Genomic DNA, 12,969 nt, shown 5'->3' on the forward strand with positions numbered 1-12,969 from the left:
ATTTAGTATTACTTATAACCACAGATATTTTATAAATTTAAAAGATAGAAATAGAAATTTTGGAGAGCAGTTTAGATGCCAGCTTCTAGCATGGCTTCTGCTTGATAATGTGTAATAAGTGGCTCGATGATCTCATCAAATAATCCCGCAGCCATAATCGCATCAAGGCGATAAAGTGTTAAATTTATACGGTGATCACTTATGCGGTTTTGCGGATAGTTGTATGTCCTTATCCTGCCAGAACGATCTCCGGTGCCAACTTGGCTCTTTCGCTCACTAGTCTCTTTTGCGAGTCTCTCTTGTTCTTGAAGCTCATAAAGTCTAGCCTTTAGCACCTTCATCGCAGCTTCTTTATTTTTGTGCTGACTCTTGCCATCTTGGTTTGTGACAACAAGGCCTGTTGGTATATGTGTGATCCTAACGGCACTATCGGTTGTATTTACTGACTGACCGCCATGGCCTGAGCTTCTCATCACATCAACCCTTATATCATTTGGATTGATCTCAATCTCGCTATCTTCAACCTCTGGCATAATAGCCACAGTCACAGCTGAAGTATGTACCCTACCCTGACTCTCAGTCTCTGGCACACGCTGAACCCTATGCGTGCCGCCTTCAAATTTTAGTCTTGAGTAAGCGCCTTTACCTTTTATGAGCACGATGATCTCTTTAAAACCACCAGTGTTGCCCTCGCTTTGGCTAACGATCTCAAATTTATATCCTCGAAGCTCTGCGTATCTAATGTATGCGTTAAATAAATCACCAGCAAATAGTGCTGCTTCATCACCGCCAGTGCCTGCACGAATTTCTAAAAATATATTTTTATCATCGTTTGGATCTTTTGGAAGAAGTAAAATTTTGATCTCTTCTTCAAGTTTCTCTCTGGAAATTTCTAAACTTTTTAGCTCTTCTTTTGCAAGTTCGCCAAGCTCAGAGTCCTCAAGTAGAGCTTTGTTCTCATCGATGTCTTTTAAAATTTCTAGATATTTTGTTGCGGCTGTTGCGACTGGCTCGATAGATGATTGCTCTTTTGAGAGCTTTGTCATCTTTTCGATATCGTTTGCTATATTTGGATCGCTAAGAAGCGTAGAAATTTCATTATAGCGATCCAAAAATGGATGAAGTTTATCAGCAAACATTAAATTTTATAGATTAAGCAGCTTTTAGAGTATTTACTAATTGTGCAAGACGACTAACACGGCGAGCAGCGGTTTGTTTCTTCAAAAAGCCCCTGCTTACGAAGCTGTGGATGCTTTTGTTAGCAACTTTTAAAGCTTCATTTGCAGCATTTAGATCTTTAGCCTCTACAGCTACACGCACTGCTTTTGTGATATTTTTAAGTCTTGTGCGGTAAAATCTATTTCTTTCTGTTCTTTTTATAGCTTGTCTAGCTCTTTTTTCAGCAGATTTATGGTTTGCCATAATATACCTTTTTGAATAATTTTAGTCCGTGATTATATGAAAAATATATTTAATTGTAACTGAATTTAAGTCTGCTTTAAAACAAATAAAATTTTAGATTTTAAATTTGATAATTTCTGATAAAATAGCACCATTTTATAATAAAAAGGATAAATTGATGAAACTTTTTGGAACAGACGGAGTTCGTGGTAAGGCTGGCGAAAAGCTTTCAGCTCAAACATCTATGCGCCTTGCAATGGCTGCTGGAATTTACTTTAGAAAGACCTCAGCGACAAATGTGATTTTAGTTGGAAAAGATACTAGAAAAAGTGGCTATATGATAGAAACTGCCATCGTTGCAGGGCTAACTGCAGTTGGCTACAACGTCCTTCAAATAGGCCCTATGCCAACACCTGCGATCGCATTTTTAACAGAAAATATGCGCTGTGATGCTGGCATAATGATAAGCGCCTCACACAACCCATACTACGATAACGGCATCAAATTTTTTGACAGCTTTGGCAACAAGCTTGATGAGACGATAGAGGCCGAGATAGAAAAAATCTTCTACGACGACGAGCTCATCGCAAACGCCCAAAAAACGATGACAGAGATCGGTGCAAACAAGAGGATCGACGATGTTATCGGCAGATATATCGTGCAGATCAAAAATTCATTCCCAAAAGAGCTAAATTTAAAGAATTTACGAGTAGTTTTAGATGTGGCAAACGGAGCTGCTTATAAGGTAGCACCAACTGTATTTAGCGAGCTTGGAGCTGATGTCATTGTCATAAACAACGAGCCAAATGGTAGCAACATCAACCAAAACTGCGGCGCACTTCACCCAGAAGATCTAGCAAGCGAGGTAAAAAGGCTTCGTGCTGACATCGGCTTTGCATTTGACGGCGATGCTGATAGACTTGTAGTTGTCGATGAAAACGGCGAAGTTGTGCATGGAGATGCGATACTTGGCTCACTAGCTGCATTTTTACACGAGCAAAAGGCGCTAAAAGGTGGAGCCATCGTGGCTACAGTGATGAGTAACGCCGCACTTGATGACTATCTAAAAGCTCACAAGATCAAGCTACTTCGCTCAAACGTAGGCGATAAATACGTGCTTGAGATGATGAAAGAAAATGGTATAAATTTTGGCGGTGAGCAAAGCGGTCACGTGATATTTAACGACTACGCTAAAACTGGTGACGGCCTTGTTACCTCAATGCAAGTTGTCGCAATGATGCTTAAAAAAGGTAAAAAAGCTAGCGAAATTTTTGGCGAGCTAAAGCCATATCCGCAAATTTTGCTAAATTTAAAGATCACAGAGAAAAAGCCACTTGATAAGATAGAGGGGCTAAAAGAGCTTGAAGCTAGCCTTGCAAAAGAGGGCATAAGATCGCTCTTTAGATACTCTGGCACTGAAAATTTGATCAGACTTTTGCTTGAGGGCAAAAATCAAACTTTAGTTGAAAAACGCATGGATGAAGTTGAGAAATTTTTCGTAAAAGCCCTAAATGCGTAAAAATTTGGTTAAATTTTTCATCGCGTTTTTTCTCATTTTTATCGTTGATCAAGCGATAAAGATGATATTTATAGATGGTTTTTCGTGGGAGGGCGAGTTTTTCTCGCTAGTTCTTACATATAATAAGGGCGTTGCATTTTCGATGTTTGCCTTTTTAGATGAGTGGCTTAAATTTATCCAGATCGCCCTCATTTTAGGCGTTTTTGTCTATCTAGTCGTTGAAAAAAAGCTGCTTTGCTCGCATGCCATTTGGCTTGGAGCTTTGCTAGGAGCTGGCAGCTCAAATATCACAGATAGATTTATCCATGGCGGCGTCGTGGATTATGTCTTTTGGCACAAGTGGTTTAACTTTGCGGTCTTTAACTTCGCTGATGTGATGATCGATCTTTGCGTTGTGATGATACTTTGGCAAAGTTTTAGAAAAAGGAGAGAGAGTGGGAAATAATATCTACGTCGCATACGCGCTTTGGCTACTTACTGGCTGGCTTGGAGCGCATAGAATTTACCTTGGTAAATTTATCACTGGCTTTTTGATGATGGGGTTATTTTTCGTTGGATACTCTACGTTTTATTTCATTATAGGCATACCATTTTTAATAATTTGGGGTATTTGGTGGCTTATCGATGCATTTTTAGTTGGCGCTTATGTCGAGAAAAATTTACAAAAAGTCGAGCTAAAAGAGAGACTAAAACTAAAAGATAAAGAAGATGACTTAAAAAGGCTTTACGAGCTTTTTGAGAGTGGTGCGATCAGCAAGGCTGAATTTGAAGCTAGAAAAGAGATACTTTTTAGATAAGGAGACGTTATGGCAGAATATTATCTTTACTTAAAATACCTCCACTATTTGTTTTTCATCTCGTGGATGGCAGTGCTATTTTATCAGCCAAGGCTCTACGTTTATCACGTAGAAAACATGGACAAACCTGACTTTGTAAAAGTGGTTGAGGTGATGGAGTACAAGATGTATCACTACATCGGCTGGGTCGCACTCATCGGCTCATTTTTCACTGGCATTTTGATACTTATCGCGATGCCTGATCTTATACAAACTGGTCACATACACGTCAAAATTTTAGTTGTCATCTTGATGGCCATCTATCACCTAGACCTTGGACGCTACATGAAGCAGCTCAAAGAAAAGCGCTGTAACAAAAGTGGCATCTTCTTTAGAGCCTACAACGAAGTGCCAACTATTGCAATGCTTATCATCATCTGGGTCATGATAGTAAATCCATTTTAAGCGCATTTGATGAAAAAATTTTTAGTATTTATCACTTTGCCAGCACTCTTGCTTGCAGCGACTCAGTACTTTGAGCCAGTGCAGATAAAATTTGATAATAGACTATATTCACTAGCATATTCAGCCAAGCCTGTGCCAAATTTATTCACACAGGAGTATTTGCTCCCTGGCGAAAAGCTAGAGAGTTTTAGCTACATGCTCTCGCTAAATACGCTTAAATTTGACGCTACAGTCGAGCAAGCAGTCGAGCAAAAGATAAATGATCTAAAAGAGCTAAAGGCAAAAGGGCTAAAAGTGGCTTATAAAAAGGGCTCGCTCGCAAATGAAATTTATCTTGATATCACGATATTTTCAAACCTAAATGGCGTGCCAACAGCCGAGCACTCGATATATCGCTACACCAAGCAAGGCGGAAATTTAGTCCTTTTTACCATCCAAAGGCGCGCTTATAAAAAAGAGGGCATTCAAAGATTTGCTACAAATTTCACGATCGAGTCGCAAGATTTTAGCAAAAAAGCCCTAGCTACACCTTTTCCACAAATCATCAATAGATAGAAAAATTTGAGTGTAAATTTAGCCTTTGCACTCAAATTTTAAAACTAGACTTAATAAATTTATCTAAAAATAAAACGAATAGTTATATGATAAGCAAAACTCAAAAAGGATAGCCTATGATACATAAAATTCTTATCGCAAATCGTGGTGAGATCGCAGTTAGGATAGTCAGAGCTTGTAGGGATTTACACATTCAAAGTGTAGGAATTTATACAGCGCCAGACAGCGAATGCTTGCATGTAAGGATCGCTGATGAGGCCTATCAAGTGGGCGAAGATCCGATTAAGGGCTATCTTGACGCCAAAGCGATCGTAAAGCTTGCTAAAGAGTGCGGGGCTGACGCGATACACCCAGGATACGGCTTTTTAAGCGAAAACTACGAATTTGCAAAGGCAGTTGAGGATGCTGGACTTATCTTTATCGGTCCAAAGGCTGAAGTGATAAGAAAAATGGGTGATAAAAATATCGCAAGATACCTAATGAAGAGAAACGGCATACCAATCGTTCCAGGCACAGAAAAGCTAAATGACGAGAGCATGGATGCCATAAAAGAGCACGCTAGACGTATCGGCTACCCAGTCATTTTAAAAGCAAGTGGTGGTGGTGGTGGCCGTGGCATCAGAGAGGTTTGGCAAGAAGAAGATATGCAAGATGCCTTTGAGTCGTGCACCAGAGAGGCAAAGACTTACTTTAACAACGATGAGGTTTTCATGGAGAAGCTTGTCGTAAATCCTCGTCACATCGAGTTTCAAATTTTAGGTGACAACTACGGCAATATCATCCACCTTTGCGAGCGTGACTGCTCTATCCAAAGGCGCCACCAAAAGATCATCGAGATCGCACCTTGCCCATCTATCAGCGAAAATTTAAGAAAGATAATGGGCGTAACCGCAGTGGCCGCTGCAAAGGCTGTGGGCTACTCAAACGTAGGAACGATCGAGTTTTTGCTAGATGACTACAACAACTTTTACTTCATGGAGATGAACACCCGTATCCAAGTGGAGCACGGCATCACCGAAGAGATCACAGGACACGATCTTGTCGTTAGGCAGATAAGGATCGCAGCTGGCGAGATTTTAGAAATCGAGCAAAGCGACATCAAGCCACGAGGCTACGCGATAGAAGCAAGGATCACAGCTGAGAATGTCTGGGAGAATTTCATCCCAGCACCAGGCACTATCGAGGGCTACTATCCAGCACTTGGTCCATCTGTGCGCGTCGATAGCCACGTCTATAAAGACTACACCATACCGCCATTTTATGACTCACTAATCGCAAAGCTGATCGTAAAGGCGACCGACTACGATCTAGCGGTAAATAAGCTTGAAAGAGCACTTGAAGAATTTACCATTGAAGGCGTGCGAACGATCATCCCATTTTTGCTAACGATCAGCAAAAGTAAGGAGTTTAGACGAGGATTTTTCGATACTAGCTACGTTGAGAAAAACTTAAAAACTATCCTTGAAAACACCTATGACGATATGAATAAAGAGCCAAACGATGATCTAGAAGAGGTCATCGTAGAGGCGATAAAAAGATATAAAAAGAAGAGATAAATTTATCTCATTGCGGCTTTGGCGATAAATTTCGCCAAGGCTAAATTTCCACGCAAACTGTATGCGTCTTAGCTTTATCATTTACCATAGCGTAGAGTCTACTGGAATGATCTGATCTGTAACTAAGCCAAAATTTCAAACTATATCTTTTTTAGTAGCAAGCCATCTTTAGCGTTTATCAAAACTGGTTTATTTTTCGGTTTATAAGCAAAATTTGACCATTAATCCAAACAAAGTACTCCGCGCCACTTGTTTTAAATTTAAATATCACCTCGCCACTTTTGCCTCGACGGTGTAGAGATATGTGCCAAGCTTTAGCCACCAGATAGTTTTGCCTATTCTTGTACTATGATGCTCTTTAGGTGGCATAATCACGTTTAAATTTTCATCTTTTGCTTCACTTTTGAACTCTGAGCCACCCAAAATTTCTTTGCACTCCATCATAAATGGTGAGCTCATACGCACGCAAAAGCCATCAAATTCATACGTTTTAGCGTCGTTATAAATCTCTTTTATGGGCTACGCGGCTTTATCAAGCTAATTTACCTCATCATTAACCCTTTGTAACATCTCACATTTAGTGATTGCTAGTTTTCTTAGTTATCTCTATCAGCTTCTTAAATTTATGAAGAACATGGTCTAAATTTGGCGACAAATGGGTCAAAATTAAAAGCGCACCGAGTTAAATTTGATAAAATTTGCCAAAATTTAGCAGATTAAAGGACTGATATGTTTTTAAAGTTAAACCAGATAGCTCAAAAGTTAGATCAAATTTTCTTGCCACTAGAGCAAGAGGGTATGACTGGTATGAGACTCTTGCTTCAAAATGATGTTAAAGCCACCACACAAGCACTTAAAAACGCACAAGAAGCTCTTGGCGTAAATTTTCCAGCTAAATTTACAAAGCTTTTAAGCAAAATTGACCTTGGAAATTTTGAAATTTGTAATGTCAAATTTGGCTCCAGAGGTGACTACGCGAGTGAGCTAGTACGGCTAAATAGCGTAGATGAGTACGGCGGCAAATGGCGGCAAGGTGAAGCTCGCCCTTTAAATTTGATAGTCTTTGCCGTGGGTGATCCGTGGATATTTTTGCTTGATTGCACGAGTGGCGCGGTCTATGCATGGCTCTTTGGAGATGAGGAGCTTTGCGGTAGATGCATCGCAAGCGACTTTGAGAAATTTTTCATAGGACTTGCTAGCATCGATATAGCAAGGCTAAATGAAGAAACCCTGCCATCAACCGAGCAAATCCTAAAATTTGTCCAAGCAGATGGTAGAGCCCTTCTTTTCTGGCAAGAGATGGCATATGAAATTTAGCAAAATCGGGCTTATCAGCCTAAAATCTCTTTTATAAATTTATCCTAGCAACTGAAACAAAAATCATATTTTATAAATTTAGTTTCGATATGTAACGCTCATCGCCTAAAATAAAAATATAAAAATAAATTTAAATAAAAATTTTTTCTAGGAGAGTTAATATTCAACTACGAAAATTTGACGAATAGGAGCCAAAATGAGCGAGTACATCGAAAAAACGATGGAGTGGATAAAAAAGACCAATCCGGGTCAAGGTGTCTTTGTCCAGGCTGCGACCGAGGTGCTAAACAGCCTCGAGCCGCTTATAAAAAGAGAAAGCAAGTACCAAAAACACGCGATCCTAGAGCGCATAGTTATCCCCGAGCGCACGGTGATCTTTCGCGTCACGTACACGGGTGACGACGGCAGACCGCAGGTAAATAACGGCTACCGCGTGCAGTTTAACTCGGCCGTGGGCCCCTATAAAGGCGGCATCAGACTGCATCCTAGCGTGGATCTTGGCGTGCTAAAATTTCTTGGATTTGAGCAAATTTTTAAAAACTCGCTCACGGGCGTAAATATAGGCGGCGCAAAAGGCGGCAGCACCTTTGACCCAAAAGGCAAAAGCGAGGGCGAGATAATGCGCTTTTGCCAAGCGTTTATGAGCGAGCTATACCGCCACATCCGCAACACCGTAGACGTACCGGCAGGCGACATCGGCGTGGGCGCGCGCGAGATAGGCTATATGTTTGGGCAGTATAAAAAGCTCACGGGCAGATTTGACGGTATACTAACGGGCAAGGGGCTAAACTGGGGCGGCAGCCTAGCGCGCACAGAGGCGACAGGATACGGGCTCGTGTATTTTACGCAAAATATGCTGCAAAAGGCGGGCCTTGGACTAGAGGGCAAAAAGTGCAGCATAAGCGGTAGCGGAAACGTCGCCATCTACACGGTAGAAAAGCTCTATCAAGTAGGCGCGCTGCCTATCACGGTTTCTGATTCAAACGGATACGTTTACGACGCGGAGGGCATCGATCTAGCGGTGCTTAAAGAGCTAAAAGAAGTAAAACGCGCGCGCCTTAGCGAATACGTCAAATTTAGACCGAACGCAAAATACGTAAGCGTAAGCGAGTACAAAGAGGGCAGAAACGGCGTGTGGGACGTGCCGTGCGACGGAGCGTTTCCGTGCGCTACGCAAAACGAACTACATCTAGCCGACATCAAGACGCTCTACGCTAACGGCTGTCGCTTCGTAGCTGAGGGCGCAAATATGCCAAGCACACTTGATGCGATAAATTTCATGCTAGCGCAAAAGGATTTTTACTTTGCTCCGGCAAAGGCGGCAAACGCAGGCGGCGTGGGTACGTCGGGCCTTGAGATGATGCAAAATGCCGGCATGACCGCGTGGAGCTTTGAAAAGGTCGATCACAGACTGCACGGCATCATGAATCATATCTTTGAGCTTAGCTACGAGACTAGCAAGGAGTTTGGCGATGAGGGAAATCTGGTGCTTGGCTCAAATATCGCGGGCTTTAGAAAAGTGGCCGATGCTATGATAGATCAGGGATATGTGTAGGGCTGATTTTGCTCTTGGCTCTATAAATTTACGTCCAAGCTAAATTTGGACGTAAATCAATATGAAATAAGTTTGGGCTTTTAGCTAAAAGAGAGTTTGCCTTTTGTATGGCAAATTTTACTGACAAACTATCAAATTTACGCTAGTTTGAAGTATTTTATGCAGCGTTCGTTTTGACAAATTCGTGGCGGTGTGATAGATGTGGATTTGAAGCTCGCCTAAATTTAAAATATTTACACTAAGTTGGCGAGCAGATTACTATTTTTAGAGCATTTAATAGAAATTTTGTCAAAAAAGCTGGCGTGGTAGCAAATGGTGGAGTGGCGAAATTTGTGCAACAAATTTGAAAGTTTTTGTCATGGATGCTTTTGCTTGATTGCACGAGTGGTATGTTTATGTGTGGCTGTTTAAAGATGAAGAAATTTGTAGCAAGCGCGTTGCGAGCGAGAAATTTTTATAGTGTTAGCTGGCATCGATATAGCAAGGCAAAATGAAGAAGTTCTGGTAGAGAATGAGCAAACGCTAAATTTTATCCAAGTAGATATAGGACATTTGATTTTTACCAAGAAATGGCTTATAAAATTCAGTAAATTTATGCTCACTCAGCCTAAATTCTCTTTTATAAATTTAAACTACAAACAAGCGAATTTTTTAGTAAATTTATACAGCTACTAGGCGAAATTTAGCTTAAAATACTAAGCACAAGTACCATAAACTTACAAACAAGAAGTTATCAAATTTACTCTAACAGATTACCCTTACCTAGCCAAATTTCAGCAAAGCACCCATGTAATGGTTGGCAGAAAGAGGATGGAGCAAATTCTAGTAAGCAAAAATTAAAATTTGCTACATTTAATCCACAAACAATCAAACTTCTCGTCAAATTTGGTCGCCACATAAAACCAAGAGTAGTCAAAGCTTTTTGTAAAAAGTATTATTAAAGCGATATCCCATTACCAAATTTAGCTAGATATTAGGCAAAATTTGGCTTAAAAACACTCACGCGAGCACTAAGAATTTGTAAGCTCGCAAAGAAAGTCGATTTGCCTAGATTATTTTCAGCAAAGCGTATATGCAAGCGATAGCAAAATGATTGGATTATGCTAGGCAAAGATCAAAATTTACTAAATTTAAGCCACTCCTAAATTTCTTCTACAAAATTTAACCGTAAGCCGTATCAACCCTGCAAACGCCTTTGCATAAATTCAGTAAATATAAAATGAGAGGATTTTTGGAAAATAATTATTTGTAAGTTTTTGTATTAAAAATTTAATGAAAAAAGAGCAAGCCACAGCTTACTCTTTGTGAAAATTTAACCCTTTTTTGGAGTTACAAGCATATTTACATAACGACCTTCTATCATAGGTTCTTTGTCGCGATCAGCTTCATTTTTTATCATTTCCCAGACCTTCTCAAGCATGGCTACGCCAGCCTCTGGGGTGCTCATCTCGCGACCCTTTAAAAATACACGAAATTTAACGTGTTTGCCATCTTGCAAAAACTCGCTTGCGTGTTTAACCTTGTAGTTTATATCGTTTTGGGCGATCTTGACAGAGAGTTTTATCTCTTTTATCTCGATGGTTTTTTGCTTTTTCTTAGCCTCTTTTTGCTTTTTCTCTTGCTGATAACGGAATTTACCATAGTCCATTATCTTGCAAACTGGCGGCTTCGCGTCTGGCGCTATAAGTACTAGATCAAGCCCAAGCTTATTTGAGATCTCTAAAGCCTCTTCTCTTGAGATGACACCGTATGCCGTGCCATCATCCCCTACGCATCTTACCTCTCTCGCCCTTATGTCCTCATTGAGCAATACTTCATTTTCCTTACTCAAAAATGTACCTCACTAAGTTTCTCCTTCGTTAAATTTATAAATTCCGCCAAGCTCATATCGCTCTGCGTCCTAGCCTGTCTGTCGCGTAGCGCAACGCTCTTGTTCGCTACTTCGTTGTCTCCTAGCACGACTATCATAGGCACCCTTTGTTTTTCTGCCGTTCTTATTCTCTTATTTAAACTCTCATTTTTACTTGCGATCTCGCTATCGACGTTGATCTTTCTTAGCTCGCGTGAAATTTCTTTTGCATAGTCTAAATGTGCGTCGCTAATAGGTACGATGACGACTTGCGTAGGAGCGATGAAAAATGGTAGCTCGCCAGCAGTGTGCTCAAGCAAAATTCCTATAAATCTCTCAAAACTACCAAGTAAAGCTCTGTGAAGCATTACAGGGCGCTGTCTTTCGTTATTTGCGTCGATGTAGCCTAGGTCAAAGCGCTCAGGTAGATTAAAATCGACCTGGATCGTGCCGCACTGCCATTTTCGTTTTAGTGCATCGGTGATTTTGATGTCGATTTTTGGACCGTAGAATGCGCCGCCGCCCTCGTCGATACCGTATTTAAAGCCGTTTTCGTCAAGCGCTTCTTTTAGCGCTTTGGTCGCAGTTTCCCAAATTTCATCTCCGCCGATCGCTTTTGCGGGCTTGGTCGAAATTTCCATCTCGTAATGAAAGCCAAAATTTTCCATTATCTTGCCAGCAAATTTTAAAATTTCTAGGATATTTTCTTTGATTTGACTTGGCATACAAAAGATATGTGAGTCATCTTGTGTAAATTCTCGAACTCTAAAAAGTCCATGTAAAACGCCGCTTTTTTCATGGCGATGCACTACGCCGTATTCGAAAAATTTAAGCGGTAGATCGCGGTAAGACCTGATATCACTTTGATAAACTTTGATGTGACCAACGCAGTTCATCGGCTTGATGCCATACTCTGTCTCGTCGATCGTCGTAAAGTACATATTTTCTTTATAGTTTGCGTAGTGACCGCTTCTTCTCCACACATCAGCCTTTAAAAGCTCTGGCCCACGCACTGGCTCGTAGCCACGGTCGCGATGGGCTTTGTATAAAATTTGCTCTAACTTCGAGCGCAAGCGTCCGCCGTTTGGTAGCCAGATCGGCAAGCCACCACCCACTTCTTCATCAAAAGTAAATAGCTTCATCTCGGTGCCAAGCTTTCTGTGGTCACGCTTTTTAGCCTCTTCGATTATGCGGATGTGCTCTTTTAGGCTCTCTTTGTCTGCATAAGCTGTGCCATAAATTCTAGTTAGCATCTCACGGCTCTCATCGCCGCCAAGATATGCGCCAGCCACGCGTGTAAGTTTGAAAAATTTTAAAAATTTAGTATTTGGTACGTGTGGTCCACGGCAAAGATCTTCAAAATCACCTTGTGAGTAGCTGCTCACTTCGCCATCTGGGATTCTTTTTAAGACCTCTTGTTTTAGGTCGTCATCTTTAAATTTATCGCTCATATTAGCTTTGGTTGAGCAGGTTTTGATGATATCAATTTTCTTCTCAGCAAGCTCTTTCATCTTATCTTCGATCGCTGCTAGATCGCTCTCGCCTAGCTTAGTGCCCCCATCATCAACCCTAAAATCATAATAAAATCCATCTTCTACATTTGGTCCGACAAAGAATTTTGCCTTTGGATAGAGTGATTTGATAGCTTGTGCCATGAGGTGTGCACAGGAGTGTCTAATAACGTGTAGTGCTTCTTTTGAGTTGTCAAAATAGATAGGCTCAGCACTACTCTCACGCCCTGCGATACTTTGAGTATCGACTATTTCGCCATTTAGTTTGTATGCGATGATATCGCTCATTGTTTTTCCTTATATCAAATTGTCTTTTTTACGATAAAAGAACGATTAAGGATTTTATCTAAATGGGCTTTAAGCTAAACTTAATATTTACTAAGCAAATTTTTATAAATTCTTTTTAAATCCACAATCTTTGATCTATAAATTTATTTATAAAATATATATATTTATATTTAAATA

Annotated in this window: 14 protein-coding genes; 9 read left to right on the forward strand and 5 right to left on the reverse strand. The window is 40.6% G+C overall.

The window, feature by feature from the left end; all coding sequences use genetic code 11:
- Nucleotides 1-71 precede the first annotated feature (71 nt).
- Both prfA and rpsT read right to left on the reverse strand, forming a co-directional pair.
- Nucleotides 72-1,139: a peptide chain release factor 1 gene (gene prfA, locus CVS92_RS07490; protein WP_107789029.1), complete on the reverse strand. Its 1,068-nt coding sequence runs from the start codon at nt 1,137-1,139 to the stop codon at nt 72-74.
- Between the two features lie 13 nt (nt 1,140-1,152).
- The gene (rpsT, locus tag CVS92_RS07495) at nt 1,153-1,422 is read right to left on the reverse strand and encodes a 30S ribosomal protein S20 (RefSeq protein WP_107789030.1); all 270 of its coding nucleotides are present in this window, start codon (nt 1,420-1,422) and stop codon (nt 1,153-1,155) included.
- A gap of 157 nt (nt 1,423-1,579) precedes the next feature.
- Here rpsT and glmM point away from each other — a divergent pair, with 157 nt between their 5' ends.
- The 6 genes from glmM to CVS92_RS07525 all read left to right on the forward strand — a co-directional run bounded on the left by glmM (nt 1,580) and on the right by CVS92_RS07525 (nt 6,272).
- Entirely contained in the window at nt 1,580-2,920 is a 1,341-nt protein-coding gene (glmM, locus tag CVS92_RS07500) for a phosphoglucosamine mutase (protein ID WP_004317384.1), read from the forward strand.
- Entirely contained in the window at nt 2,913-3,365 is a 453-nt protein-coding gene (gene lspA / locus CVS92_RS07505; RefSeq protein ID WP_103601638.1) for a signal peptidase II, read from the forward strand. The genes glmM and lspA overlap by 8 nt, the downstream gene beginning before the upstream one ends.
- On the forward strand, nt 3,355-3,717 hold the full coding sequence (locus CVS92_RS07510; RefSeq protein ID WP_087583388.1) for an NINE protein: 363 nt from the start codon (nt 3,355-3,357) through the stop codon (nt 3,715-3,717). The genes lspA and CVS92_RS07510 overlap by 11 nt, the downstream gene beginning before the upstream one ends.
- A gap of 9 nt (nt 3,718-3,726) precedes the next feature.
- A complete protein-coding gene (locus CVS92_RS07515) occupies nt 3,727-4,161 on the forward strand; it encodes a CopD family protein (protein WP_103576950.1) in 435 nt (144 codons plus the stop codon).
- A gap of 9 nt (nt 4,162-4,170) precedes the next feature.
- Nucleotides 4,171-4,716: a hypothetical protein gene (locus tag CVS92_RS07520; RefSeq protein ID WP_107789031.1), complete on the forward strand. Its 546-nt coding sequence runs from the start codon at nt 4,171-4,173 to the stop codon at nt 4,714-4,716.
- A gap of 116 nt (nt 4,717-4,832) precedes the next feature.
- Nucleotides 4,833-6,272, forward strand: a complete 1,440-nt coding sequence (locus CVS92_RS07525) for an acetyl-CoA carboxylase subunit A (protein ID WP_054195976.1) — start codon at nt 4,833-4,835, stop codon at nt 6,270-6,272.
- Nucleotides 6,273-6,539: 267 nt separating this feature from the next.
- On the opposite strand, the gene CVS92_RS09060 is transcribed toward CVS92_RS07525, so the two are convergent.
- Entirely contained in the window at nt 6,540-6,737 is a 198-nt protein-coding gene (locus CVS92_RS09060) for a hypothetical protein (protein WP_199906420.1), read from the reverse strand.
- Between the two features lie 264 nt (nt 6,738-7,001).
- Here CVS92_RS09060 and CVS92_RS07535 point away from each other — a divergent pair, with 264 nt between their 5' ends.
- From CVS92_RS07535 to CVS92_RS07545, 3 genes are all read left to right on the forward strand, one after another.
- Nucleotides 7,002-7,589: an SMI1/KNR4 family protein gene (locus CVS92_RS07535; protein ID WP_107789032.1), complete on the forward strand. Its 588-nt coding sequence runs from the start codon at nt 7,002-7,004 to the stop codon at nt 7,587-7,589.
- 196 nt (nt 7,590-7,785) lie between these two features.
- Nucleotides 7,786-9,144: an NADP-specific glutamate dehydrogenase gene (gdhA, locus tag CVS92_RS07540; protein ID WP_107789033.1), complete on the forward strand. Its 1,359-nt coding sequence runs from the start codon at nt 7,786-7,788 to the stop codon at nt 9,142-9,144.
- Between the two features lie 459 nt (nt 9,145-9,603).
- Nucleotides 9,604-9,819 (forward strand): hypothetical protein, encoded by a 216-nt coding sequence (locus tag CVS92_RS07545; protein ID WP_107789034.1) that lies wholly within the window; start codon nt 9,604-9,606, stop codon nt 9,817-9,819.
- Nucleotides 9,820-10,456: 637 nt separating this feature from the next.
- Here CVS92_RS07545 and infC read toward each other — a convergent pair.
- Both infC and thrS read right to left on the reverse strand, forming a co-directional pair.
- Nucleotides 10,457-10,975 (reverse strand): translation initiation factor IF-3, encoded by a 519-nt coding sequence (gene infC / locus CVS92_RS07550; RefSeq protein ID WP_054195973.1) that lies wholly within the window; start codon nt 10,973-10,975, stop codon nt 10,457-10,459.
- The gene (thrS, locus tag CVS92_RS07555) at nt 10,972-12,792 is read right to left on the reverse strand and encodes a threonine--tRNA ligase (protein ID WP_107789035.1); all 1,821 of its coding nucleotides are present in this window, start codon (nt 12,790-12,792) and stop codon (nt 10,972-10,974) included. The genes infC and thrS overlap by 4 nt, the downstream gene beginning before the upstream one ends.
- Between the last annotated feature and the right edge of the window lie 177 nt (nt 12,793-12,969).

This window comes from Campylobacter concisus, from assembly GCF_003048555.1.
Taxonomy (GTDB): Bacteria; Campylobacterota; Campylobacteria; order Campylobacterales; family Campylobacteraceae; genus Campylobacter_A; species Campylobacter_A concisus_AO.

Bases quoted from the DNA above. Each gene is read 5' to 3' on its own strand.
- CVS92_RS07525 (WP_054195976.1), top strand. From the start codon at position 4,833: ATGATACATAAAATTCTTATCGCAAATCGTGGTGAGATCGCAGTTAGG.
- CVS92_RS07520 (WP_107789031.1), top strand. From the start codon at position 4,171: ATGAAAAAATTTTTAGTATTTATCACTTTGCCAGCACTCTTGCTTGCA.
- lspA (WP_103601638.1), top strand. From the start codon at position 2,913: ATGCGTAAAAATTTGGTTAAATTTTTCATCGCGTTTTTTCTCATTTTT.
- thrS (WP_107789035.1), bottom strand. From the start codon at position 12,792: ATGAGCGATATCATCGCATACAAACTAAATGGCGAAATAGTCGATACT.
- rpsT (WP_107789030.1), bottom strand. From the start codon at position 1,422: ATGGCAAACCATAAATCTGCTGAAAAAAGAGCTAGACAAGCTATAAAA.
- CVS92_RS07535 (WP_107789032.1), top strand. From the start codon at position 7,002: ATGTTTTTAAAGTTAAACCAGATAGCTCAAAAGTTAGATCAAATTTTC.
- CVS92_RS07515 (WP_103576950.1), top strand. From the start codon at position 3,727: ATGGCAGAATATTATCTTTACTTAAAATACCTCCACTATTTGTTTTTC.
- gdhA (WP_107789033.1), top strand. From the start codon at position 7,786: ATGAGCGAGTACATCGAAAAAACGATGGAGTGGATAAAAAAGACCAAT.
- prfA (WP_107789029.1), bottom strand. From the start codon at position 1,139: ATGTTTGCTGATAAACTTCATCCATTTTTGGATCGCTATAATGAAATT.
- glmM (WP_004317384.1), top strand. From the start codon at position 1,580: ATGAAACTTTTTGGAACAGACGGAGTTCGTGGTAAGGCTGGCGAAAAG.